The sequence below is a fragment of the Flavimobilis marinus genome (assembly GCF_900113055.1).
GTDB lineage: Bacteria > Actinomycetota > Actinomycetes > Actinomycetales > Cellulomonadaceae > Flavimobilis > Flavimobilis marinus.
Genome location: NZ_FONZ01000002.1, coordinates 544458 through 570114, shown reverse-complemented (window position 1 = coordinate 570114; position 25657 = coordinate 544458). Strand labels below are relative to the sequence as shown.

At 71.3% G+C, this 25657-nt stretch carries 20 protein-coding genes; 13 read left to right on the top strand and 7 right to left on the bottom strand.

Going from position 1 to position 25657, the window contains the following annotated elements:
- The first annotated feature begins 33 nt into the window (after nt 1-33).
- From BMZ30_RS07685 to BMZ30_RS07665, 5 genes are all read left to right on the top strand, one after another.
- Nucleotides 34-2106, top strand: coding sequence for a DUF7937 domain-containing protein (locus BMZ30_RS07685; protein ID WP_093376850.1), 2073 nt, complete (start codon nt 34-36; stop codon nt 2104-2106).
- Between the two features lie 56 nt (nt 2107-2162).
- On the top strand, nt 2163-3929 hold the full coding sequence (locus BMZ30_RS07680) for a variant leucine-rich repeat-containing protein (RefSeq protein WP_093376846.1): 1767 nt from the start codon (nt 2163-2165) through the stop codon (nt 3927-3929).
- Nucleotides 3930-4121: 192 nt separating this feature from the next.
- On the top strand, nt 4122-5885 hold the full coding sequence (gene leuA, locus BMZ30_RS07675; protein ID WP_093376843.1) for a 2-isopropylmalate synthase: 1764 nt from the start codon (nt 4122-4124) through the stop codon (nt 5883-5885).
- Nucleotides 5886-5948: 63 nt separating this feature from the next.
- The gene (recO, locus tag BMZ30_RS07670; RefSeq protein ID WP_093377431.1) at nt 5949-6701 is read left to right on the top strand and encodes a DNA repair protein RecO; all 753 of its coding nucleotides are present in this window, start codon (nt 5949-5951) and stop codon (nt 6699-6701) included.
- Entirely contained in the window at nt 6702-7529 is an 828-nt protein-coding gene (locus BMZ30_RS07665) for an isoprenyl transferase (RefSeq protein WP_093376841.1), read from the top strand.
- Here the strand turns inward: BMZ30_RS07665 and BMZ30_RS07660 are convergent.
- From BMZ30_RS07660 to BMZ30_RS07640, 5 genes are read right to left on the bottom strand one after another with little or no spacing between them, the layout of a single operon-like run.
- Nucleotides 7454-7978, bottom strand: a complete 525-nt coding sequence (locus tag BMZ30_RS07660; RefSeq protein WP_093376838.1) for a DedA family protein — start codon at nt 7976-7978, stop codon at nt 7454-7456. The two genes, BMZ30_RS07665 and BMZ30_RS07660, sit on opposite strands and share 76 nt — an antisense overlap.
- A gap of 1 nt (nt 7979) precedes the next feature.
- On the bottom strand, nt 7980-8378 hold the full coding sequence (locus BMZ30_RS07655; RefSeq protein WP_093376836.1) for a Fur family transcriptional regulator: 399 nt from the start codon (nt 8376-8378) through the stop codon (nt 7980-7982).
- Nucleotides 8378-9286: a metal ABC transporter permease gene (locus BMZ30_RS07650; protein WP_093376833.1), complete on the bottom strand. Its 909-nt coding sequence runs from the start codon at nt 9284-9286 to the stop codon at nt 8378-8380. The genes BMZ30_RS07655 and BMZ30_RS07650 overlap by 1 nt, the downstream gene beginning before the upstream one ends.
- 2 nt (nt 9287-9288) lie before the next feature.
- Complete coding sequence (locus tag BMZ30_RS07645) at nt 9289-10119, bottom strand: metal ABC transporter ATP-binding protein (protein ID WP_229828514.1); 831 nt, start codon at nt 10117-10119, stop codon at nt 9289-9291.
- Nucleotides 10112-11089: a metal ABC transporter solute-binding protein, Zn/Mn family gene (locus BMZ30_RS07640; RefSeq protein ID WP_093377426.1), complete on the bottom strand. Its 978-nt coding sequence runs from the start codon at nt 11087-11089 to the stop codon at nt 10112-10114. The genes BMZ30_RS07645 and BMZ30_RS07640 overlap by 8 nt, the downstream gene beginning before the upstream one ends.
- Before the next feature lie 174 nt (nt 11090-11263).
- On the opposite strand from BMZ30_RS07640, the gene BMZ30_RS07635 reads away from it, so the two are divergent.
- From BMZ30_RS07635 to BMZ30_RS07625, 3 genes are all read left to right on the top strand, one after another.
- Entirely contained in the window at nt 11264-12652 is a 1389-nt protein-coding gene (locus tag BMZ30_RS07635; protein ID WP_093376831.1) for a glycine--tRNA ligase, read from the top strand.
- Between the two features lie 13 nt (nt 12653-12665).
- The gene (dusB, locus tag BMZ30_RS07630) at nt 12666-13826 is read left to right on the top strand and encodes a tRNA dihydrouridine synthase DusB (protein ID WP_268248154.1); all 1161 of its coding nucleotides are present in this window, start codon (nt 12666-12668) and stop codon (nt 13824-13826) included.
- A gap of 164 nt (nt 13827-13990) precedes the next feature.
- Nucleotides 13991-15481, top strand: coding sequence for an alpha-amylase (locus tag BMZ30_RS07625; protein WP_093376828.1), 1491 nt, complete (start codon nt 13991-13993; stop codon nt 15479-15481).
- Between the two features lie 42 nt (nt 15482-15523).
- On the opposite strand, the gene BMZ30_RS07620 is transcribed toward BMZ30_RS07625, so the two are convergent.
- Both BMZ30_RS07620 and BMZ30_RS07615 read right to left on the bottom strand, forming a co-directional pair.
- The gene (locus BMZ30_RS07620) at nt 15524-17242 is read right to left on the bottom strand and encodes a glycoside hydrolase family 13 protein (RefSeq protein ID WP_093376826.1); all 1719 of its coding nucleotides are present in this window, start codon (nt 17240-17242) and stop codon (nt 15524-15526) included.
- A 97-nt stretch (nt 17243-17339) separates the two neighbouring features.
- A complete protein-coding gene (locus tag BMZ30_RS07615) occupies nt 17340-18377 on the bottom strand; it encodes a LacI family DNA-binding transcriptional regulator (protein WP_093376823.1) in 1038 nt (345 codons plus the stop codon).
- A 235-nt stretch (nt 18378-18612) separates the two neighbouring features.
- On the opposite strand from BMZ30_RS07615, the gene BMZ30_RS07610 reads away from it, so the two are divergent.
- The 5 genes from BMZ30_RS07610 to BMZ30_RS07590 all read left to right on the top strand — a co-directional run bounded on the left by BMZ30_RS07610 (nt 18613) and on the right by BMZ30_RS07590 (nt 25656).
- Nucleotides 18613-19860 carry a sugar ABC transporter substrate-binding protein gene (locus BMZ30_RS07610; protein ID WP_093376820.1) on the top strand — a complete coding sequence of 416 codons (1248 nt, stop codon included), beginning with the start codon at nt 18613-18615 and terminating at the stop codon, nt 19858-19860.
- Between the two features lie 151 nt (nt 19861-20011).
- Nucleotides 20012-21628: an ABC transporter permease subunit gene (locus BMZ30_RS07605; protein ID WP_093376818.1), complete on the top strand. Its 1617-nt coding sequence runs from the start codon at nt 20012-20014 to the stop codon at nt 21626-21628.
- 1 nt (nt 21629) lies between these two features.
- Nucleotides 21630-22538 carry a sugar ABC transporter permease gene (locus BMZ30_RS07600; RefSeq protein WP_093376815.1) on the top strand — a complete coding sequence of 303 codons (909 nt, stop codon included), beginning with the start codon at nt 21630-21632 and terminating at the stop codon, nt 22536-22538.
- Nucleotides 22535-24367: a glycoside hydrolase family 13 protein gene (locus BMZ30_RS07595; protein ID WP_093376813.1), complete on the top strand. Its 1833-nt coding sequence runs from the start codon at nt 22535-22537 to the stop codon at nt 24365-24367. The genes BMZ30_RS07600 and BMZ30_RS07595 overlap by 4 nt, the downstream gene beginning before the upstream one ends.
- 14 nt (nt 24368-24381) lie before the next feature.
- Nucleotides 24382-25656, top strand: a complete 1275-nt coding sequence (locus tag BMZ30_RS07590; protein ID WP_093377421.1) for a deoxyguanosinetriphosphate triphosphohydrolase — start codon at nt 24382-24384, stop codon at nt 25654-25656.
- The last annotated feature ends 1 nt before the right edge of the window (nt 25657 follow it).

Sequence of the window (25657 nt, the reverse complement as noted above, 5' to 3'; positions counted from 1 at the left end):
CCAGGCGGGCAGCCGTGCGAGGGAAGGACACTGATGAGCTACGACACCGGAAACCACGCGGCAGGCGGGTACCCGCCGGCCGCAGGCACGGAGACGGACACGATCGACGTGCGCGACGTGGCGGCCGACAAGCCGTTCGACTCCTTGACGACGCGGGACTACGTGACTGACGCCGTCGCGGCAGTGCTCCTGCTCGTCTCGCTCTCGCTCACCTGGCGCCTGCCGAGCTTCTCGCCGCAGCCCGCCTCCGACGTCGCGTGGGCGCTGCCGGTGACCCTCCTGGCGCTCGCCGCGCTCGTGCTGCCCTACCTCGCGCGGCTCGGAGCGTTCCCCGGTTCCTGGTCCGTGCACACGACGCGGCGCTGGCGGCTGCTGCTGACCGCGCCCTACGGTCTCGCCGTCCTCGCCCAGATCGTGCTCGACGTCATCCCCGGTGACCGCCTCGAGGGCGTCGGTGCTGCGGCGTCCGTCGGCCTCGCCGGTGCGGTGCTCGCCGCGAGCCCTCGCACCAGCGAGGTCGGACCGGTCGAGCAGGACGCCTCGGCCGCCAACCTCGGTCGCACGCTCGCGCGGCTGCTGACCTTCCTCGCCCTCGCGGGCCTGCTCGGCTGGCTCGTCTACTTCATCGTCGGCTGGACCCAGCTGGCCGAGCGGGACCAGGAGCGCCTCGGTGGCGTGGCCTGGCTCGCCCTCTCGCTCGTCGCCGTGCTGGCGCTCGTCGCCATCGTGTTCATCCCGCTGGTCCTCGGCGGGCTCGGCCGGGCGGTCGCCTGGCAGCGTGTGCTGATCGCCGTGGCGGTCGCCGCCGTGGTGCTGTTCTTCGTCCAGGGCTCGAGCACGAACGTCTTCGCGAAGTTCGAGACCATCCGCACCTGGCGGGAGGGCTTCCCGGTGATCGCGACCGGGTTCGGGCTCGTCCTGCTGCCCGGTGCCGCCGCGGCGCTCGCCGCCCCCGTGGCCGCGCGCGCCCGACGTGCCGCCGACGACGCCGGCTCCTGGTTCCGCACCGCACGCAGCGCCCTGGTGCTGCACGCGAGCGTCACGCTGCTGCTCGCCGTCGCGACGATCGCGGCCGTCGTCGTCGTGGACGACCTCGCCGTGGCGCCGCAGGTGGCCCACGCCGTCGTCCTGCTCGTCAGCGGCGCGCTCGCGCTCGTCGCCGCGTCGGCGCTGCGCAAGGACGTCGTCGAGCGCCGGGGGACCGTGCTGGTCCTCACCGTGCTCGCGGCGGTCGCGGGCATCACGGCGATGAGCCAGGTGTCCGGGAACGAGGCGATCGGGCCCATGCCCGTCAACGTGCTCTCGATCGGCTACCTGCTGATCGCGCTGGCACTGCCGATCCTCGTGGTCCTGGCGCTCACCGTGCCGACCGTCGTGCGCGAGTTCTTCGCCGCGCACCCGCGGGCGCCGCGCGCCGACTCCCGGGGCGCGTACGAGTGGCGCCCGGCCAGCCGCCCCGCGTACGAGGCGCACGGCCAGGCCCAGGGTGCGCCGTCGCAGCACGGGGACCAGAGCTACGGCTACGGCGCCCCCGCCGCCAACGTCGCTGCCGCCGGTGCTGCCGCCCCGGGCTACGGGGCGTCCACCGGCTACCCCGCTGCCGAACAGTCCTACCCCGCGGCCGCGGAGCCGTCCTACCCGCCCGCTGCCGGCGCACCCAGCACCGCAAGCCCCGACACCGCCCAGGCTGACGGCTACGGCCAGACGCCGGTCGAGGCGCCCGCGCAGCCGGTCGAGCCGGCTCCCGCGACCCAGCCGGTCGTGGAGCAGGCGGAGCCCGAGCAGGCTCCCGTGCTCGACGACGACCTGGACCACGACACGGTCCTGAAGGTCGACCGCTCTGCGCTGCCCTCGGCCGACACCACCGCGGTGTTCGACCCGATCGAGGAGCCGGTCGCCGAGGCGCCGGCCGCGCACGGCTTCACGGCCGCGCAGGCCGCTGACCCCGCGACGTCCGCGCACACGCTCGCCCAGATCGTCCAGGACGCCCCGGAGCTCCGTGCGGCCGTGGCGTCCAACCCGACGACCTACCCGGCGCTGCTCGAGTGGCTGGGCCAGCTCGGTGACCCGGATGTGGACGCGGCCTTGAAGTCGCGCCAGGGATAGCGACATGATGGGGCCCGATTGTTCACTGCGCACGACGACACCGAAGGCCGGGCCCCATGACTGACCCCCTCTCCCTCCAGGCGTCGGATCCCGCGACGACCGCCGAGACGCTGGCCCGGATCGCCTACGAGCGACCCGACCTGCGTCCGGCGGTCGCCGCGAACCCGGCCACCTACCCCGAGCTGCTCACCTGGCTCGAGCAGTTCCACGACCCCGCCGTGAACGCCGCCATCGCCGCGCGCCGAGGGGTCGTCCCCGGGGCGGGGTGGGCCCCCGCCGCGCCGCAGGTCGGGCAGCAGCCCGGCTACCAGGCCCCGCAGGGTGGCTTCGCGCCGCAGGGCCAGCAGACGAGCTTCATCCCGCAGGGCCAGCAGGGCGGTTTCACGCCGCAGGCGCAGCAGCCCGGCTATCACCAGCCCGCCCAGGGCGGCTACGGCTTCGCAGGCTCGGCCCAGCCGTACACGAGCTACGACTCCGGCATGGCCCCTGCGCGCAAGTCGCGCAAGAAGGCGATCATCGCTGGAGCCGTCGCCGGCGGCGTGCTGCTGCTGGGTGGCGGCAGCGTCGCGGCGTACCAGATGGTGTTCTCGAAGCTCGGCGGTGCGGAGAGCCCTGACCAGGCCGCGGTGCGCCTCGTCGAGGGTTTCGCGGACAAGGACATGATCGCGATGTACGGCGTGCTGTCGCCTGCGGAGATCGAGCACTCCCGCACGAACCTCGACGCGTGGCTCTCCGACGTCGAGGACCTCGGTGGCGAGGCGATCGACTACGAGGCGCTGCTGGCCACGCTGGACCTCGAGGTCGAGGGCCTCAAGATCGAGGTCGAGAACATCGAGGAGGGCCTCGCGAAGGTCTACTTCACGGACGGCACGCTGACCGTGGACGCCGACGAGGAGCTGCTCGCCAGCGAGGTCGCCAAGGTCGCGACCGACCTCGTCGGCAACCCGATGTTCGCCGACTACCAGGGGCTCATGGGGCCCATCCCCTCCGAGGAGGAGATGAAGAGCCAGCTGCTGACCGAGCTCGAGGGCACGTTCCCCGTCACGGTCACCACCGCCGAGATGCAGGTCGCCGACGACGCCCCGTTCGTCATGGCCGTCGAGGAGGAGGGCAGCTGGTACGTCAGCCCGTACCTGACCCTCGGTGAGTACGCGATGGTCGAGTCCGACCAGGCTCGCGGCACGCTCGCCAGCATCAAGGACGCTCAGGGCTTCGACAGCCCGGAGGCCGCCGCCGTCGGCATGACCGACGCGGCCGTGGCGTTCGCGACCACCGGAGACATGTCCTCGCTCGTCAACGCCATGCCGCTGGCCGAGCGCCGGCTGCTCGCCCTCTACGTTGCGCCGTCGGCCTCGGAGTTCTCGGGAACGGAGATGCCGTTCGAGATCACGAGCAAGGAGTTCCGCACGCGGTCCGAGGACAAGGGCGTCGCGGAGGTCGTGTTCGAGAACTTCACGATCAGCATCGACGACGGCGTCCAGCCGGGCACCGTGACGCTGAGCGAGGAGTGCCTCGCGCTCGCGCACCCGACCGTGAATGGCGAGATCTGCTACCCCGAGATGCCGCTGCTGCGGGAGCTCTCGCTCGAGGAGCTCTCGTTCATCGCTGTCGAGGAAGACGGGGGCTGGTTCCTCAGCCCGACGGCGACGATGTCCGAGGCCTTCGCGACCCTGGGCCGTGCGGGCATGGAGATGTACGAGTCCGGCAAGCTCGAGGACCAGGCGTGGATCGACGCGCAGACGGCGGAGCTCGAGACGTACCTGACGGAGAAGCTCGGCGTCTCGATGGACGACCTCGGGCTGGGAATGTCACCCTCGTTCTGACGACCGGTCCGCAAGACACGGTTGCGGCAGGCGCTGCGCCGCCGAGTACAGTGCACGGGTGTACTCGGTAGCGCAGCGCCTGCTTCTTCTGTGCCGTGGTGAGGCCTGATCCAGTCGGATCCTCGCCGCGGGGCTGAACGACGCCGACTGACCCACCCCGAGCACCACGTCACAGGCGAAGGACACCCCGCGATGACCAGCAGCACCCCCCGGCCCGGCGGCAACCAGCAGCCCTCGGGCATGCCGATCCACAAGTACCGGCCGTTCCACGAGCAGATCGCCGTCTCCCTCCCGGACCGCACCTGGCCCGACCGCACGATCACCGAGGCTCCTCGGTGGTGCGCCGTCGACCTGCGCGACGGCAACCAGGCACTGATCGAGCCGATGAACGCCGAGCGCAAGCTCCGCATGTTCCAGCTCCTCGTCGCCATGGGCTTCAAGGAGATCGAGGTCGGCTTCCCGTCCGCCTCGCAGACCGACTTCGACTTCGTCCGCCTCCTCATCGAGGAGAACCTCATCCCGGACGACGTCGTCATCCAGGTGCTGACGCAGTCGCGCGAGCACCTGATCGCGCGCACGTTCGAGTCGATCGCCGGCGCGAAGCAGGCGATCGTGCACCTGTACAACTCGACGTCGGTGGTCCAGCGCGAGGTCGTGTTCCGCCTCGACGAGGAGGGCATCATCGACATCGCGCTCGAGGGTGCGCGCCTGTGCCGCAAGTTCGAGCACACGGTCCCGGACACCAAGGTGCTGTACGAGTACTCGCCCGAGTCCTACACGGGGACCGAGCTGGAGTTCGCCGCGCGGATCTGCAACGCCGTCCTCGAGGTGCTCGAGCCCACGCCGGAGCGCAAGGTCATCATCAACCTGCCCGCGACCGTCGAGATGGCCACCCCCAACGTCTACGCCGACTCGATCGAGTGGATGAACCGGAACCTCGACCACCGCGAGAACGTCATCCTCTCCCTGCACCCGCACAACGACCGCGGGACCGCGGTCGCCGCCGCCGAGCTCGGCTACCAGGCCGGCGCGGACCGCATCGAGGGCTGCCTGTTCGGCAACGGCGAGCGCACGGGCAACGTCGACCTGGTGACGCTCGGCATGAACCTGTTCAGCCAAGGCGTGGACCCGGAGATCGACTTCTCGGACATCGACGAGGTGCGCCGGACGGTCGAGCACTGCAACCAGATGGCTGTCCCCGAGCGACACCCGTACGCCGGCGACCTCGTCTTCACGGCGTTCTCCGGATCGCACCAGGACGCGATCAAGAAGGGCCTCGAGGCCATGGCGGCCAAGGCCGCCGCACAGGGCACCGTCGTCGAGGAGCTGCCGTGGGCCGTGCCGTACCTGCCGATCGACCCCAAGGACGTGGGCCGCAGCTACGAGGCCGTCATCCGGGTGAACTCCCAGTCGGGCAAGGGGGGCATCGCGTACCTGCTGAAGTCGGAGCGGCACCTCGACCTGCCGCGCCGGCTCCAGATCGAGTTCTCCCGCGTGGTTCAGGCCGTCACCGACGCCGACGGCCGCGAGGTGAGCGGCGGCGACATCTGGCGGATCTTCGCGGACGAGTACCTGCCGGCCGAGCCCGGCGGACAGCTCGAGCCGTGGGGCCGGTTCGCCCTGCGCGGCACCCGCTCGGTGAGCTCGGAGGACGGGCCGGACACGATCGCGGTGGACCTGGTGGACGCCGGCACGGAGCGCACGCTCGACGGCACCGGCAACGGCCCGATCGCAGCGTTCGTCGCCGCGCTGGGCGCGGTCGGTGTCGACGTCAAGGTGCTCGACTACGCCGAGCACGCGCTCTCGGAGGGCGGCGACGCGACGGCGGCGGCCTACGTCGAGTGCGAGGTCGACGGAGAGGTCCTGTGGGGCGTGGGCATCGATCCCTCGATCACCACCGCATCGCTCAAGGCCATCATCTCGGCCATCAACCGCAAGGGTCGCGCCGCGCGCTGACGGCACGTCGTGGCGGGCGCGCCGCCGACGCGGAGGCGCCCGCCATGACGGACAATGGTCCGCGTGGCTCTGTACCGGGACGAAGGCATCGTGCTGCGCGCCCAGAAGCTGGGCGAGGCAGACCGCATCGTCACGCTCCTGACCCGGGAGCACGGCAAGGTACGCGCGGTCGCGAAGGGTGTGCGACGCACGTCGTCCCGTTTCGGGGCGCGGCTCGAGCCTTTCATGGTGGTCGACCTCCAGCTGCACGAGGGACGCAACCTCGACGTCGTGACCCAGGCCGAGACGATCGGCTCCTACGCCCGGGCGATCAGCGAGAGCTACCCGCTGTACACGGCTGGCGCGACGATGCTCGAGGCCGCGGACCGCCTCGTCGCGGACGAGCGCGAACCCGCGGTGCAGCAGTTCTGGCTCCTCGCCGGTGCCCTGCGCGCGCTGTCCGAGCGCCGTCAGGACGCCACGCTGCTGATGGACTCCTACCTGCTGCGCGCCCTGGCGATCGCCGGCTGGGCGCCGACGTTCACGGACTGTGGCAGGTGCGGTGAGCCCGGACCGCACCACGCCTTCTCGGTCGCCTCCGGCGGTGCCGTGTGCAGCCGGTGCCGGCCGCCGGGCTCACCCGCGCCGGCACCGGAGACCTTCACCCTGCTCGCCGCGCTGCTCAGCGGCGAGTGGGACGTCGCCGAGGCCACGGCAGACCGACACCGGCGCGAGGCGAGCGGTCTCGTCGCCGCCTACAGTCAGTTCCACCTCGAGCGGACCCTGCGCTCGTTGCGCATGGTCGAACGCAGCCCCCAAGCTCTGGAGCGCACCTAGATGGCCCGTCGTGCCGCCACGCCCCCGCCCGAGCGGACCGCGCCGAGCAGCCCGCCACCGCACCCGTCGGGCGAGCGCCCGCCCGCGATCCCGCCGCGGTTCGTGCCCCGGCACGTGGCCGTGGTGATGGACGGCAACGGGCGCTGGGCGAACGAGCGTGGTCTGCCCCGCACCGAGGGCCATGCTGCGGGCGAGGCGGCCCTGCTCGACGTCGTCGCCGGGGCCATCGACCTCGGCGTCTCGCACGTGTCGGCCTATGCCTTCTCCACCGAGAACTGGAAGCGCTCGCCCGACGAGGTGCGCTTCCTCATGGGCTTCAGCCGCGACGTCCTGCGCCGCCAGCGCGACACCCTGGACTCGTGGGGCGTCCGGGTGCGGTGGGCCGGCCGGCGCCAGCGCCTGTGGCGCTCGGTGATCGCCGAGCTCGAGGAGGCCGAGCGCCGCACCGCGGCCAACACCGTCTGCACGCTGACCATGTGCGTGAACTACGGCGGGCGTGCCGAGATCACCGACGCCGTCCGGGAGATCGGCCGCGAGGTGGCTGCGGGCCGGCTGAACCCGGAGCGCATCACGGACCGCACGATCGAGCGCTACCTGACCGAGCCCGACGACGTCGACCTGTTCCTGCGCACCTCGGGGGAGCAGCGCACGTCGAACTTCCTGGTGTGGCAGGCCGCGTACGCCGAGATGGTGTTCCTGCCCGAGTACTGGCCGGACGTCGACCGGCGCCACCTGTGGCGTGCGGTCGAGACCTACGCGCGGCGCGACCGGCGGTTCGGGGGAGCCGTGGACGCGGCCACCGCGGCCGCAGCCGCCGACGCGGACTGACGCCGCCGGCGGATGAGCACGACGCTCCCGAGGACGGCGAGGACCAGGACGCCGACGAGCGCCCAGGGCGACCGGGCCGCGATCGCAGCCCCGCCCAGGACGGCCGCGACCCCGCCGCCCATCCAGATGGCGGACCACAGGAACCACCCGGGTATGGCCCACAGCGTGTAGGTGAGCCACGGGATCCGCAGCACGCCTGCGGCGGCGTTCACCGCCGTCTGGAAGCCGACGGTGCCGAACGAGAGGGGCACCACCGGCATCCCGCGACGCTTGATGGCCTCGGTCGCCCGCCGCATCGCCGGCCGGGACAGCGCGTCCTCCCATCGACTCTCGACGCCGCGCGCGATGCCCCGCCCGAGCCAGTACGTCATCTGGGAGCGCACGGCAGAACCCGCGACGCCGACGGCAAGCAGGACGAGGACGTGCATCCCGTCCAGCCACGCGAACACGTCAGTCCGCCCGCGCGGCCCGCGCGCAGTCGGCGCAGGTCCCGACCAGCTCCAGTGTGTGATCGATGTCCGCGAAGCCGTGGCCGGCCCCGACCTGCTCCGCCCACGCCTCGACGCTCGGGCCGTCGATCTCCTCGGTGCGCCCGCACCCGCGACACACCAGGTGGTGGTGGTGCTCGCGGCGCGAGCACTGCCGGTAGAGGGCTTCGCCGTCAGGCGCGCGCAGGACGTCGACCTCGCCCTGGTCGGCGAGCGCCTGCAGCGTGCGGTACACCGTGGCGAGGCCGATCGCGTCACCGCTCCCGCGCAGGGCCTCGTGCAGCTGCTGCGCGCTGCGGAACTCGTCGGTCTGGGCCAGGACGTCGGCTATCGCGACACGCTGGCGGGTCACGCGGGCCATCACCGCTCCTCGAGGACGACGTCGCTGGGCAGGTCGGGGTGCGGGTCCCGGGCGGGGGACCGGCGCCGACGCACCACCGGTGCCGCGAGCGAGACGAGCGCGTACACGGCGATCGCGAGCACCACGATGACGGCACCGGGGGACGCGGCGAACCAGTACGTCGCCGACAGCCCGACGACGCAGATCACGATGCCGAGAACCATCGCCACCCGCATGGTGCGCACGAACGACGACGTCGTGAGCTGGGCGATCGCGACCGGCACGATCATGAGCGCGCTGACGAGCAGCAGCCCGACCACGCGCATGGCCACGGTCACGGTGAGCGCGGCCATGACGGCGATCGCGATGTTGAGCACCCGGACGGGCAGGCCGGACGCGCGGGCGAACTCCTCGTCCTGCGAGACCGCGAAGAGCGCGGTGCGCAGGCCGAGGCCGAGGGCGAGGACGACTGCGGCGAGCGCTGCGGTCACCACGAGGTCCGCCGTGGTGACCACGGAGATGGACCCGAAGAGGTAGGCCATGAGGTTCGAGCTCTGCCCGCCTGCCAGCTCGATGATCAGCACCCCGCCGGCGATGCCGCCGTAGAACAGGAGCGCGAGGGCGACGTCGCCGCTGGTGCGTCCGCGCTCCCGGACCACCTCGATGGTGACGGCACCGATCACGGCGGCGATGACGGCCCCGGGGATCGCCAGGGCGTCCTGCGGGACGAGCCCCATCACGGAGCCGACCAGCCAGCCGAGCGCGACCCCGGTCAGCGCGACGTGGCCGATCCCGTCACCGAGGAGGGAGAGCTTGCGCTGCACCAGGTAGGTCCCCATGACGGGCGCGACGGCGCCGACCATGAGGGCGGCCAGCAGGCCCCGCTGCATCAGCGGGGTGCTCAGCATGTCGACGATCTCGTTCCACATGGTCAGATCTCCGCGCAGAAGGGCTCGGGCCCGAGCGAGACCGGGCCGCGCTCCACGGCGTCCTCGTGGGCGTGCAGGTGCTCGTGCGCCGGGTCGTCGTGACCGTGCGCCGGGGCGAGCGGTGGACCGTCGTGCACGACGCGGCCGTGTCGCAGCACCACCGTCCGCGTGATCATGTCCGCGAGCGGGCCGAGCTCGTGGAGCACGACGACGAGCGTGACGCCGGAGGCGACGAGCGCGCGCAGGGTGTCCGCGAACGCGACCTGGCTCGGCAGGTCGACGCCGGCGAGCGGCTCGTCGAGCAGGACGAGGTCTGGTCGCCGCACCAGGGCCCTGGCGATGAGCACGCGCTGCTGCTGGCCCCCGGAGAGCTCGGTCACGGCATGGTCGCCGACGCCGGGGAGCCCGACGTCGGCGAGGGCCTGGTCGACGCGGTCGCGCCAGTCGCGCGGGCGGCGCAGCCGCCGGGGGCCCAGGAGGCCAGACGCGACGATCTCGCGCGCCGTGGCTGGCACGCCACCGGCGAGCGAGACGCGCTGAGGAACGTAGCCGATCCGGTGCCACGGGACGCGCCCGCCGAGGGGGTGCCCGAGGATCTCGGCCTGCCCGGCCGCGACGGGAACGGCGCGCACCAGGGCGCGCATCAACGTCGACTTGCCGGAGCCGTTGGTGCCGAGCACGGCGACCACCTCCCCGGAGCGGACGTCGAGACTGACGTCGTGCAGGATGCGTGCCCCGCCCAGGTCGACGGCGAGGTCGCGCACGCGCAGCACGTCGCCGGCGACCGGGTCGCCGGCGTCGCCCAGCGGGCTCGCTGCAGAGGTGTCAGCCACAGTCCAATGCCGTCCGGAGGTTGTCGAGGTTCGTCGTCATGATGCTCGCATAGTCCTGGCCGGCCTCGCGCTCCTCCTTGGTCAGGGTCTCGAGCGGATTGAGCGTCGAGGTCGCCACATCGAGATCGGACGCGAGCACCTCGGTCATCTTGGCGCTGGCGCCCGCCTCGACGAAGACCGTGGACACGTCGTTCTCGGCGACGACGGCACCGATCTCGCGGAGCCGCGCGGGCGAGGCCTCGACCTCGGGGTCGAGGCCGAGGATGCCCACCTGGGTCAGGCCGAAGTCATCGGTCACGTAGCCGAAGGCCTCGTGCGTCGTGACGAGCACGTCGGCCGCGCACGTCTGCAGGCCGCTCGAGTACGACTCCTCGAGCGCACGCAGCTGGTCGACCAGCGCCTGCGCGTTCGCGGCGTACTCGGCGGCGCCGTCGGGGTCCGCAGCAGTCAGGGCGTCCGCGACGTCGGACGCGAGCGGGACCAGGCGGCCGGGGGAGAGCCAGAAGTGCGGGTCCGCACCCGAGTGGTCGTGCCCCTCGTGGCCCGCGGCCTCGTCCTCGTGCTCGGCCTCCTCCTCCTCGTGCTCGGCCTCCTCCGCGCCGTCCTCCTCGTGAACCTCGCCGCCGAGCGTCGCGTACGGCGCTGCGTCGACCAGGTGCGCGGGGCTCGACGCCGCGACGGCCTGGTCGACGGCCTCGGTGAAGCCGGACTGGACGACGACGACGTCGGCCGCCCCGATGGACCGGACGGCCGCGGGGGCCAGCTCGAGCGAGTGCGGGTCGCCACCCGCGGGCGTGAGCCCGGAGACCGTCACCCGGTCACCCCCGACCTGAGCGGCGACGTACTCGAGCGGGTAGAACGACGCGAGCACCTCGACCTTTCCGTCGTCGGCCCCTGTGCTGCCGCAGGCGCTGAGGGCGAGGGTGGCGGTCAGCGCGGCGGCGACGAGGGGGAGACGCGAGATGTTCATGAGGATCATTCTCAACTGTGGCGAGAATCATTGTCAAAGACGCGGGCGCCGTCGTCGGCGAGGTCACACCGGCCTCCCGGAATGCATGCCGCTCCCGGGCCGGGCGCCGGGTAGCCTGGGGCCTTGCGCGGCAGCCCGTCGCGCGCACCCGACCTCACTGATGGAGTGATCTCTGTGGCCGCAACGCCCTCCCGGCTCGACGCTGTCGTCTCCCTGGCCAAGCGCCGCGGATTCGTGTTCCAGGCGGGGGAGATCTACGGCGGTTCCCGCTCGGCGTGGGACTACGGCCCCCTGGGCGCCGAGCTCAAGGAGAACATCAAGCGCCAGTGGTGGCAGACGATGGTGCGCGGCCGCGAGGACGTCGTCGGCATCGACTCGTCCGTGATCCTGCCCAAGCGTGTGTGGGAGGCCTCGGGTCACGTCGCCGTGTTCACCGACCCCCTGGTCGAGTGCACCAGCTGCCACAAGCGCTACCGCGCCGACCACCTGGTCGAGGAGTTCGAGGAGAAGAAGGGCCGCGCGCCCGAGGGCGGGCTCGCGGGCGTCAACTGCGCCAACTGCGGTGCCAAGGGCGCCTGGACCGAGCCGCAGAACTTCTCGGGCCTGCTCAAGACGTACCTCGGCCCCGTGGACAACGAGGAGGGCATGCACTTCCTGCGTCCCGAGACCGCCCAGGGCATCTTCGTGAACTTCGCGAACGTGCTCGGCGCCTCGCGTCGCAAGCCCCCGTTCGGCATTGGCCAGATCGGCAAGTCGTTCCGCAACGAGATCACGCCCGGCAACTTCATCTTCCGTACGCGTGAGTTCGAGCAAATGGAGATGGAGTTCTTCGTCGAGCCTGGCACGGACGAGGACTGGCACCAGTACTGGATCGACGCGCGTACGCAGTGGTACACGGACCTCGGGATCTCCGCGGACAACCTGCGCCACTACGAGCACCCGGCCGAGAAGCTGTCGCACTACTCCAAGCGGACCGTCGACATCGAGTACCGGTTCGGGTTCACCGGCAGCGAGTGGGGCGAGCTCGAGGGCATCGCGAACCGCACCGACTTCGACCTCAAGACGCACTCCGAGGCCTCGGGCAAGGACCTGTCGTACTTCGACCAGACCAAGAACGAGCGCTACTACCCGTACGTGATCGAGCCGGCCGCCGGCCTGACGCGCTCCCTCATGGCGTTCCTCGTCGAGGCGTACGCGGAGGACGAGGCACCCAACGCCAAGGGCGGCGTCGACGTGCGCACGGTGCTGAAGCTCGACCCGCGCCTCGCGCCCGTCAAGGCCGCGGTGCTGCCCCTGTCGCGCAACGAGAACCTCTCGCCCAAGGCGCGCGACCTGGCGACCCAGCTGCGCAAGCACTGGAACGTCGACTTCGACGACGCCGGCGCGATCGGTCGTCGCTACCGCCGCCAGGACGAGATCGGCACCCCGTTCTGCCTCACGGTCGACTTCGACACGCTCGACGACCAGGCCGTCACGGTGCGCCACCGTGACTCCATGGAGCAGGAGCGCGTCGCGCTGGACCAGGTCGAGGGCTACCTCGCGGCCCGGCTGATCGGCTCCTGAGGTCTCCGGTCTCGTGAGCGTCACGGAAGGGATCGCGGCACCCCTGCGGATCGGCCCCCACACGGTCGAGACGCCGGTGGTGCTCGCGCCGATGGCGGGGGTCACCAACGCGGCGTTCCGGCGACTGTGCCGCGAGCACGGCGCCGGGCTGTACGTGGCCGAGATGGTGACCTCGCGCGCGCTCGTGGAGCGCAACGAGGAGGCCCTGCGGATCGTCACGTTCGACCCCGACGAGCAGGTGCGGTCGGCTCAGGTCTACGGGGTCGACCCGGCGACGGTCGGCGCGGCTGTGAAGATCATCGCGGGCGAGGAGCGGGCCGACCACGTCGACCTCAACTTCGGCTGCCCCGTCCCCAAGGTCACCCGCAAGGGCGGGGGAGCGGTCCTGCCGTGGAAGCGCGAGCTGTTCACACGCATCGTCTCGGCCGCCGTCGACGCAGCCGCGCCGTACGGCGTCCCGGTCACGATCAAGATGCGCAAGGGGATCGACGCCGACCACCTCACGTACCTCGAGGCGGGGCTCATCGCGCAGGAGGCCGGTGTCGCCGCCGTCGCGCTGCACGCCCGCACCGCGGCGGACTACTACTCGGGCCAGGCGGACTGGGACGCGATCCGCCAGCTCAAGGAGACGGTCACGCGGATCCCGGTGCTCGGCAACGGCGACATCTGGTCGGCCGAGGATGCGCTCGAGATGATGCGTCAGACCGGGTGCGACGGCGTCGTCGTCGGTCGCGGGTGCCAGGGACGGCCCTGGCTGTTCGCGGACCTCGCTGCTGCCTTCGCGGGGCGGCCCGAGCGGGTGCAGCCCGGCCTGCGGGAGGTCGCTGAGACCATCTACCGCCATGGCGAGCTGATGGTCGAGTTCTTCGCCGACGAGAGCAAGGGTATGCGCGAGCTGCGCAAGCACATGGCCTGGTACCTCAAGGGCTACCCGGTCGGCGGGGACGCGCGACGCTCGTTGGCCATGGTCTCGACGCTGGGGGAGCTCACCGAGCGCCTCGGCGCGCTCGACCTCGATGCGCCGTACCCCGGCGAGGCGGCCGAGGGGCAGCGCGGACGGCAGGGCACGCCCAAGCGGCCGCACCTGCCCGACGGCTGGCTGGACTCGCGCGAGCTCGACGAGAACCACCGCCGGCGCCTCCAGGAAGCGGAGCTGGCGGTCTCGGGCGGCTGACACGCCCCCACCCACCCCCGCTGAGTGCATGCTTTTGGCGGTGTGATCAGGCGTGAGCACCGCCAAAAGCACGCACTCAGCGGCGTCGTGGTGGGGTTGGCTGGGTGGTGCAAGCGTTTCAGTATGCTTGCAGAGTTCTGTCACGCCGACGTCTGGAGCGTTCGATGCTGCACCTCCGGGGACGCGCCACGCGTTCCTTCGCCGCCGCCACCCTTGCCGCGACCGTGCTCGTGGCCTGCGGCCCGGCCACCGATGCCCCTGAGCCGACGTCCTCGCCGAGCGCCCCCGCCGGCGCTACCGACGTCGGCGTCCAGCTGTTCCAGTGGAGCTGGGACGCGATCGGGCGCGAGTGCACCGACCACCTCGGTCCCACGGGCGTCGACTGGGTGCTCACCTCGCCGCCGCAGGAGCACATCCTCGGCGCCGAGTGGTGGACGGCCTACCAGCCCGTCAGCTACCAGGTCGAGTCCCGGCTCGGTACCCGCGAGCAGTTCGCCGCGATGGTGCGCACCTGCGGCGACGCAGGCGTCGACGTCGTCGCCGACGCCGTGATCAACCACATGACCGGGCAGGACGAGCCGGGCGTGGGGTGGGCGGGCAGCGCGTACGAGCACTACGAGTACCCCGGTCTGTACTCGGACGCCGACGGCGACTTCCACCACTGTGCGACCCTCGACGGGGACATCGCGAACTACTACTCGGCGCTCGAGGTGCAGACGTGCGAGCTGGTGAACCTCGCCGACCTCGCCACCGAGACCCCCGAGGTGCGCGCCACGATCGTCGCCTACCTGGAGGACCTCCTCTCGCTCGGCGTCGTGGGCTTCCGGATCGACGCCGCCAAGCACATGGCGCCCGACGACGTCGCCGCGATCGTCGACGCGCTCCCGGCGGACACCGTGGTCGTCCAGGAGGTGATCCGCGGCGCGGACGAGGCGGTGCAGCCCGAGCAGTACGTCGCCTCGGGTGACGTGTTCGAGTTCGCCTACGGCGAGGAGATCATCGGCTACGTCGAGGGCTCGTCGTTCCGCAAGGTGCTCGACCTCGGGACCGGCGGAGGCTACCTCCCGGACGAGTCCGCGTACGTCTTCGTCGACAACCACGACACGGAGCGCAACGGTTCCACGCTGCGCTACACCGACGGGCGCGCGTACGAGCTCGCCACGGTGCTGATGCTCGCCGGCGACTACGGCACGCCCGTGCTGTACTCGGGCTACGCGTTCAGCGACCGTGACGCTGGCCCGCCGCAGGACGGTGCGGGGCGCGTCGAGGACGCCACCTGCGCACCGGGCGTGGGACCCGACGTCGAGCCCGAGGACGGGGCATGGGTGTGCCAGCACCGCTGGCCGGGGATCGCCGGCATGGTGCAGTGGCGCGACGCCGCCGCGGGCGGCGCGGTCGGGCACGTGCAGAACGAGCCCCGCAGCACCCTCGCGTACGCCCGGGCGGACCGCGCCTTCCTCGTGGTGAACCGCGACGATGAGCCGGTCTCCGGCACCTGGCAGACGGGCCTGGCCGAGGGCGAGTACTGCGACCTCGCCGACGGCCCCCAACGCGACGGCGACTGCGCGGGTGCCTCGGTGGCGGTCGCCGCCGACGGCACGACGACGCTCACCCTCGAACCGCAGTCCTTCGTGGCGATCCGCGTCGCCCCCTGATCCCGCACGGCCGAGCCTGTGCGGGACCAGGGGCAGCCGGTGTCAGCGGGTGCGGGTGGCCCAGACCGTGGTGGTCGCTGGGACGGTCGTCCCGTCGATCTCGGTGCTCGCGAGCGCGACCTCGTAGCCCGCGGGGAGCTCGACCGGGGAGTCGAACGTCGTGACCACGAGGACGTCGTTGTTCACGAACGCAAGGACCTCCTCGCCCAGGTCCTCGACCCAGGCGAGCGAGCCGCGGCCCAGGTCGTGGGCCTTGCGCACGACGAGCGCGGCGCGGTACATCTCGAGGGTCGACCCCGGCTGGCCGCGCTGCGCGTCCACCGCCAGGTCACGGTACGACTCGGGCTGCGGCAGCCAGGCGGCACCGTTCGGGCTGAATCCGAGGGCGGGTGCGTCGCGCTCCCACGGGACCGGGATACGGCAGCCGTCGCGGCCCGCCTCGGTGTACCCGGACCGCCACCACGCCGGGTCCTGGCGCAGGTCGCCGTCGAGGCTCGTGTGGTCGGGCAGGCCGAGCTCCTCACCCTGATAGAGGTAGGCGGAACCCGGCAGCGCGAGCATCTGCAGCGTGGCCGACCGCGCCCGCCGCAAGCCGAGCACAGCGTCCGGCTGCGGGTCCTCGGCGCGGATCCCGTTGGGTCGCGCGTCGGGAGCCGCGAGGCCCATGCGAGAGGCGTGCCGCACCACGTCGTGGTTGGACAGCACCCAGGTGGTCGGGGCGCCGACGCCGTCGGACGCCTCGAGCGACTCCGTCACGACGGCCTTGAGCGGGCCGGGCAGCCACGGGCTCGTGAGGTACGCGAAGTTGAACGCCTGGTGCATCTCGTCGGGACGCACGTAGCGTGCGAGGCGCGACAGCGGCTCGACCCAGGCCTCGGCGACCAGCGCGCGGTCGCCGTCGTACTCGGCGAGCACCTGGTGCCACGCCCGGTAGATCTCGTGCACGCCGTCCTGGTCGAACATGGGGCCGGAGCCGCCGGTGGGCGTCGCGCCGTCCTCGGGTGCCCCCGCGTCGCTCGCGCCCTCGACCATGGACACCGCGCCGTCCCAGTCGGGCAGACCGGGCTGCTTGACCATGCCGTGCGCGACGTCGACCCGGAAGCCGTCAACCCCGCGGTCGAGCCAGAACCGCAGGACGTCCTCGAGCTCGGCGCGAACCTCCGGGTTGGACCAGTCGAGGTCAGGCTGGCGCGTGTCGAACATGTGCAGGTACCACTCGCGGTCGCGGATGCCGTCGGCGGCGGCCGCGGCGCGCTGGTCGACGCGCGTCCATGCGGGCCCGCCGAAGATCGACTGCCAGTTGTTGGGCGGGGAGTCCCCGCCGTCCTTGCCCTCGCGGAACAGGTACCGCGCGCGCTCGGGGCTGCCCGGCCCGGCGGCGAGCGCCGCCTGGAACCAGGCGTGCTCGTCGGACGTGTGGTTGGGCACCAGGTCCACGATCACGCGCAGGCCCAGCTCGGTCGCCCGGGCGCGCAGCGCGTCGAAGTCCTCGAGCGTGCCGAAGAGGGGGTCGACGTCGCGGTAGTCGGCGACGTCATAGCCGGCGTCGGCCTGGGGCGAGCGGTAGAACGGCGACAGCCAGAGCGCGTCGACGCCGAGCTCGGCGAGGTGCGGCAGGCGCTGCGTGATACCGGGCAGGTCGCCCACGCCGTCCCCCGAGGCGTCCGCGAAGGAGCGCGGGTAGACCTGGTAGATGACGGCGTCGCGCCACCACTGCTCGGCGGCGGGGGTGGCGGCGTGGACGACGCGCGGGTGGCTCATGGGCACAGCAAAGCCTCGCTTCGGGGTTGGGGGAGGCCCCGGACGAGCGGGGCGCGACCAGCGTAGGAGCACCGGGGTGCCCCGGCGCAACTCAATGTCAGACCCGGACCGGAGCCATCCCCGTGGACTCGCGGACGACGAGCTCCGGGTGGAACAGGATCTCCGAGCGGGGGATCGGGTCCCCACCGAGCTGGGACAGCAGGGCGGTGACTGCAGCGCCGCCCATGGCGCTCACCGGCTGGCGCACGGTCGTCAGGGGCGGGTCGGTGAACGCGATGAGCGGCGAGTCGTCGTACCCGATGATCGACACGTCCCCGGGCACGTGCAGGCCGCGGGCGCGCGCCGCGCGGGTGGCGCCGAGGGCCATGAGGTCCGAGCCGCAGATGATGCCGGTGTGTCCGGCGTCGATCAGCTCGCCGGCGGCGGCCTGGCCGCCCTCCACGGAGAACAGCGACGTGGCCACGTGCGGCGTGGCGTCGGTGACGCCGAGGTGCCGCTCGAGCGACGCAGCGAAGCCGTCGCGCTTGCGTCGCACGGGCACGAACCGGTCCTGCCCGATCGCGAGGCCGATCTTGCGGTGCCCGAGCGAGACCAGGTGGCGCACCGAGAGCTCCATGGAGTGCGTGTCGTCGTTCGAGATGAACGGCGCGTCGATGCCGTCGGTGTAGCCGTTGACCATGACGAGCGGGACGCCGCGGTCGCGCAGCCGGTGGTAGCGATCCTTGCTGGCGAGGGTGTCGGCGTGCAGACCCGACACGAAGATGATCCCGGCGACCGCGTGGTCGAGCAGCATCTCGATGTACTCGTCCTCGGTGGTCCCACCGGGGGACTGGGTGCACAGGAGCGGCGTGTAGCCGTGCTCGGAGAGCCGGGTCTCGATCGACTGGGCGAAGGCGGGGAAGACGGGGTTGGTGAGCTCGGGGACGATCAGGCCGATGAGCCCGGCCGAGCTGCTGTGCAGCTTCTCGGGGCGCTCGTAGCCCAGCAGGTCGAGCGCTGCCAGCACGGCCTGCCGTGTCTCTCCCGAGACGCCGGTCTTGCCGTTGAGCACGCGCGACACCGTCGCGGTGCTCACTCCGGCCTGCTCTGCCAGGTCGGTGAGCCGCGTACGTGCGGGCTGCACTGTTCGAGACACCGGGGCCTCCTCGCCATGGTGTGAAGGATGCTGACATGTCGGTCAGCAGGACACAGCCTAGGACCCGAAGGTCCCGGTCCGTGCACAGGTTCCAGATCCGTGTTGCAAACGTTGCATGAAAGTTACCGTAACGGCTTGCATCGTTGGTCAGACGCAGATTAGCGTCGCAGTCATCAGGGCCAAGGTCGGCAGTCAGCCGGTTGAGGCCGGACGATCGACATTGGGAGAAACTGAGATGCGACGGAGCATCCCGCTCGTAGCAGCAGCGCTCGGCCTGAGCCTCACGCTCACCGCCTGCTCATCCGACAGCGACGACACGACCACCACGCCCGCCCCGACCACGCCGGCGGCCAACGAGTCCAGCGAGGCGCCCGCGGGCGGCGAGCTCACGATCTGGGTCGACGAGACTCGTGCCCCGGCCGTCGAGGCCGCCGCTGTTGCCTTCGAGGAGGAGACCGGCTCGACCGTGACCCTCGTGCAGAAGAACTTCGAGGACATCCGGGCTGACTTCGTCACCCAGGTCCCCACCGGCGAGGGCCCCGACATCACGGTCGGTCAGCACGACTGGATCGGCGAGCTGACCGCCAACGCCGTCGTCGCCCCGCTCGAGCTGGGCGAGAAGGCGGGCGCCTTCGAGCCCGTCGCCGTCGACGCGTTCACCTACGACGGCCAGGTCTACGGCTTGCCGTACGCGGTCGAGAGCGTGGCCCTCATCCGCAACACCGAACTCGCGCCCGAGGCCCCGGCCACATGGGACGAGATGGTCGAGATGGGCACGGAGGCCGGGACGGAATACCCGACCCTCATCCAGGTCGGCGAGAAGGGTGACCCCTACACGATGTACCCGCTGCAGACGTCGTTCGGTGCGAACGTCTTCACGCAGGCGGAGGACGGTTCCTACACGACCGAACTGGCCCTGGGGGGCGAGAACGGCACCGCGTTCGCGCAGTGGCTGTCCGAGCAGGCCGAGGCTGGTGTGATCGACGACGCTGTCACCTACGACGTTGCCGTCGCGAGCTTCGCCGAGGGCAAGTCGCCGTTCATCATCGGTGGTCCGTGGATGCTCGAGAGCTTCGAGGACATGAAGCTCGCCATCGACCCGATCCCCTCCGCGGGTTCGAACCCTGCTGCGCCGTTCTCCGGCGTCGCGGGCTTCTACGTCTCAGCGCAGAGCGACCAGCAGCTGCTCGCCACTGACTTCCTCGTGAACTTCATGGCGACCGAGGAGGCACAGCTCGCGCTGTACGAGGCTGGCGACCGCACCCCGGCGCTGTCCGCTGCCGCTGAGGCCGCGGCGTCTGACCCGATCGCGGCTGGCTTCCGTGCCGCCGCAGAGACCGCCGTCCCCATGCCGGCCATCCCTGAGATGGCTGCGGTCTGGAACTTCTGGGGTGTGACGGAGCTGGAGATCATCAACGGAGGCGACCCGGTCGAGCTCTGGGAGAAGATGGTCACGGACATCCAGGGCGAGCTCGAGAAGTGACCCTGCGGGGACACGACGCATGACCCTTGCATGACCCCGTGTGGCGCGCAGTCGGCTCCGGCTGCGCGCCACACGGGCGGGGACACGTCCCCACCACCGCCCCTCACGACGGCGTGAGCTGCGGTCCAACGCCCGTCGCACGGAGGAACACATGAGCACCCCCCAGCAGCCAGCCCCGGCCCCGGCTGTCGCCGTCGAACCCGGAAAGCTGCCGCCCCGGCTCTCGCACGCGCGTGACTTCCGTCCGGGCTTCCTCGTCAAGCTGATCGCGATGGCGGTCGTCAACGCCCTTGGCGTCTACGTCGCGATCGCAGGCTTCGGCCAGCAGCAGTACACGATCGCCTGGGTGATGGTGGCCCTGCTCGTCCTGGTCGACTACGTCTACTTCTCGCGGCGCACGCTGCCCCTGAAGTACCTCGTCCCGGGACTCGTGTTCCTCTTCGTGTACCAGATCTTCTCGATCGGCTACACGGGGTACGTGGCCCTCACCAACTACGGCGACGGGCACAACGGCTCTAAGGCCGCAGCGGTCGACTTCCTGCTCGCACAGAACGAGCGCCGGATCGAAGGCTCGGCCAGCTACCCCCTCTCGGTCGTCCGCAGCGACGACGGCGCGCTCGGCCTCGCGATCGTCGACGGCGACACCGTCCGGGTCGGTTCCGCTGAGGAGCCACTGAGCGAGGCTGACGACGCCACCGTCGCCGACGGCAAGATCACCGCTTTGCCGGACTGGGAGCTCCTGCCGCGCCAGGAGCTGTACGCGAACAGCGATGCGATCACGAAGCTGCGGGTGCCCTTCTCCGACGATCCCGAGGAAGGGTCGATCCGCACCCAGGACGGCTCCGTCGGATACGTCTACCTGCCGACCTTCGAGTACGACGAGGAGGCTGACACCCTCGTCGACACGGTCAACGGCGTCACGTACTTCCCCGCCGACGACGGCTACTTCCGGTCCGCGGACGGCACCACGCTCCCGACCGGCTGGCGGGTGTTCGTCGGCTTCGAGAACTTCGCCGACGCGTTCGCCGACGACCGCTACTCCGAGCCGTTCTTCAAGGTCCTGGTCTGGACGTTCGTCTTCTCGATCGCGTCCGTGATCATCACGTTCCTCGTCGGGCTCTTCTTCGCCGTCGTCCTCAACGACCCGCGCGTGCGCGGCCGCAAGGTGATCCGGTCCCTGCTGATCCTGCCGTACGCATTCCCGGCGTTCATGGCCTTCCTGCTCTGGCGAGGCATGCTGAACGAGAAGAACGGGTTCATCAACCAGGTGCTGCTCGGTGGAGCCGAGATCAACTGGCTCGGCGACCCGTGGTTGGCCAAGCTGGTGGTGCTGGGCGTCCAGCTGTGGGTGGGCTTCCCCTACATGTTCCTCATCACCACCGGAGCGCTGCAGTCGATCCCCGGAGACGTGATCGAGGCCGCGAAGATCGACGGGGCGGGGGCGATGCGCATCTGGCGCTCGATCACCGGCCCGCTGCTCCTCATCGCGGTCGCTCCGCTGCTGATCTCCTCGTTCGCGTTCAACTTCAACAACTTCAACATCATCGAGATGCTGACGGGCGGTGGCCCACGGTTCGGCGACGCGTCCGTGCCGATCGGCCACACGGACATCCTGATCACGATGGTCTACTCGATCTCGGGCCTCGACGGCGGCGCCAGCAAGAACTACGGCCTCGCCAGCGCACTGTCGATCATGATCTTCGTGATCGTGGCGACGATCTCCGTGATCAGCTTCAAGAAGACGCGCAGCCTCGAGGAGATCAACTGACATGGCACACATCACAGGTACTCCTGCTGCCCCCGTCAGCGCGGTCCGCGCCGAGAACAAGATGGGCCGGGGCCGTTGGTTCCGCGAGGTGGGATGGCGCTACATCGTCGCTGTCTTCGCGATCCTCTACGCGGCCTTCCCGATCATCTACATCATCTCCGTGTCGCTCAACGACTCCCAGCTGCTCGCGGGATCGAACGACCTGTTCTCGGACATCACGACGACCAACTACGCCGCGCTGGGTGACACCTACTTCTGGAACTGGGTGATCAACACCCTGTTCATCGGATCGGTCACGGCGGTCGGCACCGTGCTCATGGGCGCCGCCGCGGCGTACACGTTCTCGCGGTTCCGCTTCAAGGGCCGTCGGTTCGGCCTCACCGCCCTGCTGGTCATCCAGATGTTCCCGCAGCTGCTGGCCTTCGTCGCGATCTACCTGCTGCTGCTCTCCCTGGGTGAGGTCGTGCCGGTGCTGGGCCTGGACTCGCGGATCGCGCTCATCATGGTCTACCTGGGCGGCGCGCTCGGCGTGAACACGTTCCTCATGTATGGGTTCTTCAACACGATCCCGGTGGAGCTCGACGAGGCCGCGAAGATCGACGGTGCGACGCACGCGCAGATCTTCTGGACGATCATCCTGCGCCTCGTCGCGCCGATCCTCGCGGTCGTCGGACTGCTGTCCTTCATCTCGAGCTTCTCGGACTTCCTGCTCGCCAAGCTGATCCTCGTGGACCAGCGGAACTGGACGCTCGCCGTCGGTCTCTACGGCTGGGTGTCTGACCAGCTCGAGGCGAACTGGGGCCTGTTCGCGGCGGGCGCCACGATCTCGGCCATCCCCGTCGTGCTGCTGTTCCTCTTCCTCCAGAAGTACATCGTGTCCGGCCTGACGGCGGGATCCGTCAAGGGATGACGTCCTACGAGCGTGGTGCGGGGGCCTTCGAGCTCCCGCACCACGACGGCTCCGCGCTCTACGTCCCGCAGCAGCGGCCCGGCCTCGGCGACACCGTCACGGTGCGTCTGCGTGTCCCGCTCGACTATCCCGAGGCCGCCGTGCACGTCCGCATGGTGCGCGACGGCGAGCCCCGTATGGCTGCGGCCCGTCTCGCACAGACCGACAGCGACGCGCGGTGGTACGAGGCCGACGTCCTCGTGCACAACCCGGTCACGCGCTACCGGTTCATGCTCGTGGACCCCGACGGCTACGCGTGGCTGAACGCCCGCGGGCTCATCCGCCGGGGCGTCACCGACGAGTACGACTTCCAGCTGACCACCGCCCCGCGCGCGCCGCGGTGGCTGCGCGACGCCGTCGTCTACCAGATCTTCCCCGACCGCTTCGCGCGGTCCGGGCGGAGGCACGGCGCGACGCCCGACTGGGCGATCCCCGCGGAGTGGGACGACGAACCGATCCCGGCCGGCCCCGGCGTGGGGCAGCAGTTCTACGGCGGCGACCTCGACGGCGTCGTGGACCGCCTGGACCACGTGGCGGACCTGGGCGTGACCACCGTCTACCTCACCCCGATCTTCCCGGGCCGCTCCAACCACCGCTATGACGCGTCCACGTTCGACCACGTGGACCCCCTCCTCGGCGGGGACGACGCGCTCGCGCGCCTGCGCGGCGCCCTCAGCGCGCGCGGCATGCGCCTCGTCGGGGACATCACCACCAACCACACCGGCGCCGGCCACGAGTGGTTCGCCCGCGCCCGCGCGGACGAGAACGCGCCCGAGCGCGACTTCTACTACTGGACGCAGGAGGAACCCGGCTACGTCGGCTGGCTCGAGCACTCCTCGCTGCCCAAGCTCGACTACCGCTCGCCCGAGCTCGCGCGACGCATGATCGAAGGCGCGGGCTCCGTCGTCGGGCGCTGGCTGCAGCCGCCGTTCAGCCTCGACGGCTGGCGGGTCGACGTCGCGAACATGACGGGCCGGTACGGCGAGATCGACGACACCGCGGCGGTCGCCCGCACGGTGCGCGAGACGATCGAGGACATCAACCCCGACGGCATCCTGATCTCCGAGCACTTCCACGATGCCCGGGCCGACCTCACGGGGGAGGGCTGGCACGGCAACATGAACTACAGCGCGTTCACCCGGCCGCTCTGGTCGTGGCTCGCCGACCCGGCGTCGGGCCTCTCGCTCCTCGGCCTGCCGGCGGGCACGCCGCGCGCGAGCGGGGCGGCGATGGTCGAGCAGATGCGCGACTTCGACGCTGCGACACCGTGGCCGGTGCTGCTGAACCACTGGAACATGCTGTGCTCGCACGACACCCCGCGCATCCGCACGGTCGTCGGCGACCCCGCGCTCGTCGAGGTCGCCGCCGGCCTGCTGCTGACCTACCTGGGCGTCCCCGCGATCTTCGCGGGCGATGAGCTCGGCCTGACGGGGACCACCGGTGAGCACGCGCGCGTGCCGATGCCCTGGGACCGCCCGGAGCGGCGGGACGAGCGCACGCACGAGGCCTACCGGTCGCTCATCGCGCTCCGCCACGCGCACCCAGCGCTGCGCGAGGGATCGCTGCGGTGGGTGCTGATCGAGGACGACGCCGTCGGGTACCTGCGCGAGACGGCCGACGAGACCCTGCTCGTCGTCGTCGCCCGACGGCCGTGGGCGGGGACGGTGCTGCCCGCCCGTTGGTCCGCGGCGCCGCAGACGATCTACGGCGCGCACGACCTCACCGAGGCGGACGAGGGCTGGGCCGTCCACGGCGACGGGCCGGCCGTCGGTGTGTGGCGCCTGCGCTGACTAGGCTGGGCCTCGTGCACACCGACTCCCGCCCCGGCTACAGCGCCGCCGACCTCGAGCGGTGGCTCCCCGAGCCACCCAAGAGCAAGGCCCGCACGCCGTTCGAGCGGGACCGTGCGCGGCTCGTGCACTCCTCGGCGCTGCGGCGCCTGGGTGCCAAGACGCAGGTGCTCGGGCCGTCGAGCGACGACTTCATCCGCACCCGCCTCACGCACACGCTTGAGGTCGCCCAGGTCGGGCGCGAGCTCGGCAAGCAGCTGGGGTGCGACCCCGACGTCGTCGACTCCGCGTGCCTCGCGCACGACCTCGGCCACCCGCCGTTCGGGCACAACGGCGAGCGCGCGCTGGCCGACGTCGCGCGCGACATCGGCGGTTTCGAGGGCAACGCCCAGACCCTGCGGCTCCTGACGCGCCTCGAGCCGAAGGTCTTCGGGCCCGACGGCGCCGGAGCGGGCCTCAACCTGACGCGCGCGAGCCTCGACGCGTCGGTCAAGTACCCGTGGCGCCTGTGGGAGGGCCCCCAAGGGCGCCTGACGCACAAGTTTGGCGTCTACCCCGACGACGTCCCGGTGTTCGAGTGGCTCCGCGCAGGCGCGCCCGCGAACCGCAAGTGCCTCGAGGCGCAGGTGATGGACCTCGCCGACGACATCTCTTACTCCGTGCACGACGTCGAGGACGCGATCGTCGGCGGCAAGCTCGACCTCGGGCTGATGAGCCAGGACGCCGAGCGCTCGCGCGTGATCGAGGCCGTGACCACCTGGTACGGCGACCGCTTCACGCCCGACCAGCTCGACGCCGCGATGACCCGCCTCGACCAGGCCGGCCTGTGGATCGACGAGTTCGACGGGACCCGGCGCGCGCTCGCCGAGCTCAAGGACTCCACGAGCGGGCTGATCGGCCGGTTCTGCCGCGAGGCGCACGACGCCACCCGCGCGGCGGCGGGCGACGGCCCGCTGACGCGCTATGCGGCCGACCTCGTGGTCCCTGAGGACACCGCCGCGGAGATCCTCGTGCTCAAGGGCGTCGCCGTCGCCTACGTGATGGCCCCGCGCGAGAGCGAGCCGCTGTATATGCGCCAGCGCGAGATCATCCGCGACCTGGTGCGCGTGCTGTCCGAGCGCGCGCCGCTCGCGCTCGAGCCCACCTTCGCCGCGGACTGGCAGGAGGCGGCGGACGACGACGCCCGCCTGCGCGTCGTGATCGACCAGGTCGCCTCGCTCACCGACGTGTCGGCCGCGCAGTGGCACGCCCGGCACATCCGGCCGCGGGCGCTCATGAGCGGGGTCTGAC

What these genes read in the sequence shown, in the direction of transcription:
- BMZ30_RS07685 (WP_093376850.1), top strand. Translation starts at nt 34, where the DNA reads ATGAGCTACGACACCGGAAACCACGCGGCAGGCGGGTACCCGCCGGCC.
- BMZ30_RS07680 (WP_093376846.1), top strand. Translation starts at nt 2,163, where the DNA reads ATGACTGACCCCCTCTCCCTCCAGGCGTCGGATCCCGCGACGACCGCC.
- leuA (WP_093376843.1), top strand. Translation starts at nt 4,122, where the DNA reads ATGACCAGCAGCACCCCCCGGCCCGGCGGCAACCAGCAGCCCTCGGGC.
- BMZ30_RS07665 (WP_093376841.1), top strand. Translation starts at nt 6,702, where the DNA reads ATGGCCCGTCGTGCCGCCACGCCCCCGCCCGAGCGGACCGCGCCGAGC.
- BMZ30_RS07655 (WP_093376836.1), bottom strand. Translation starts at nt 8,378, where the DNA reads ATGGCCCGCGTGACCCGCCAGCGTGTCGCGATAGCCGACGTCCTGGCC.
- BMZ30_RS07650 (WP_093376833.1), bottom strand. Translation starts at nt 9,286, where the DNA reads ATGTGGAACGAGATCGTCGACATGCTGAGCACCCCGCTGATGCAGCGG.
- BMZ30_RS07640 (WP_093377426.1), bottom strand. Translation starts at nt 11,089, where the DNA reads ATGAACATCTCGCGTCTCCCCCTCGTCGCCGCCGCGCTGACCGCCACC.
- BMZ30_RS07625 (WP_093376828.1), top strand. Translation starts at nt 13,991, where the DNA reads ATGCTGCACCTCCGGGGACGCGCCACGCGTTCCTTCGCCGCCGCCACC.
- BMZ30_RS07620 (WP_093376826.1), bottom strand. Translation starts at nt 17,242, where the DNA reads ATGAGCCACCCGCGCGTCGTCCACGCCGCCACCCCCGCCGCCGAGCAG.
- BMZ30_RS07610 (WP_093376820.1), top strand. Translation starts at nt 18,613, where the DNA reads ATGCGACGGAGCATCCCGCTCGTAGCAGCAGCGCTCGGCCTGAGCCTC.
- BMZ30_RS07605 (WP_093376818.1), top strand. Translation starts at nt 20,012, where the DNA reads ATGAGCACCCCCCAGCAGCCAGCCCCGGCCCCGGCTGTCGCCGTCGAA.
- BMZ30_RS07600 (WP_093376815.1), top strand. Translation starts at nt 21,630, where the DNA reads ATGGCACACATCACAGGTACTCCTGCTGCCCCCGTCAGCGCGGTCCGC.
- BMZ30_RS07595 (WP_093376813.1), top strand. Translation starts at nt 22,535, where the DNA reads ATGACGTCCTACGAGCGTGGTGCGGGGGCCTTCGAGCTCCCGCACCAC.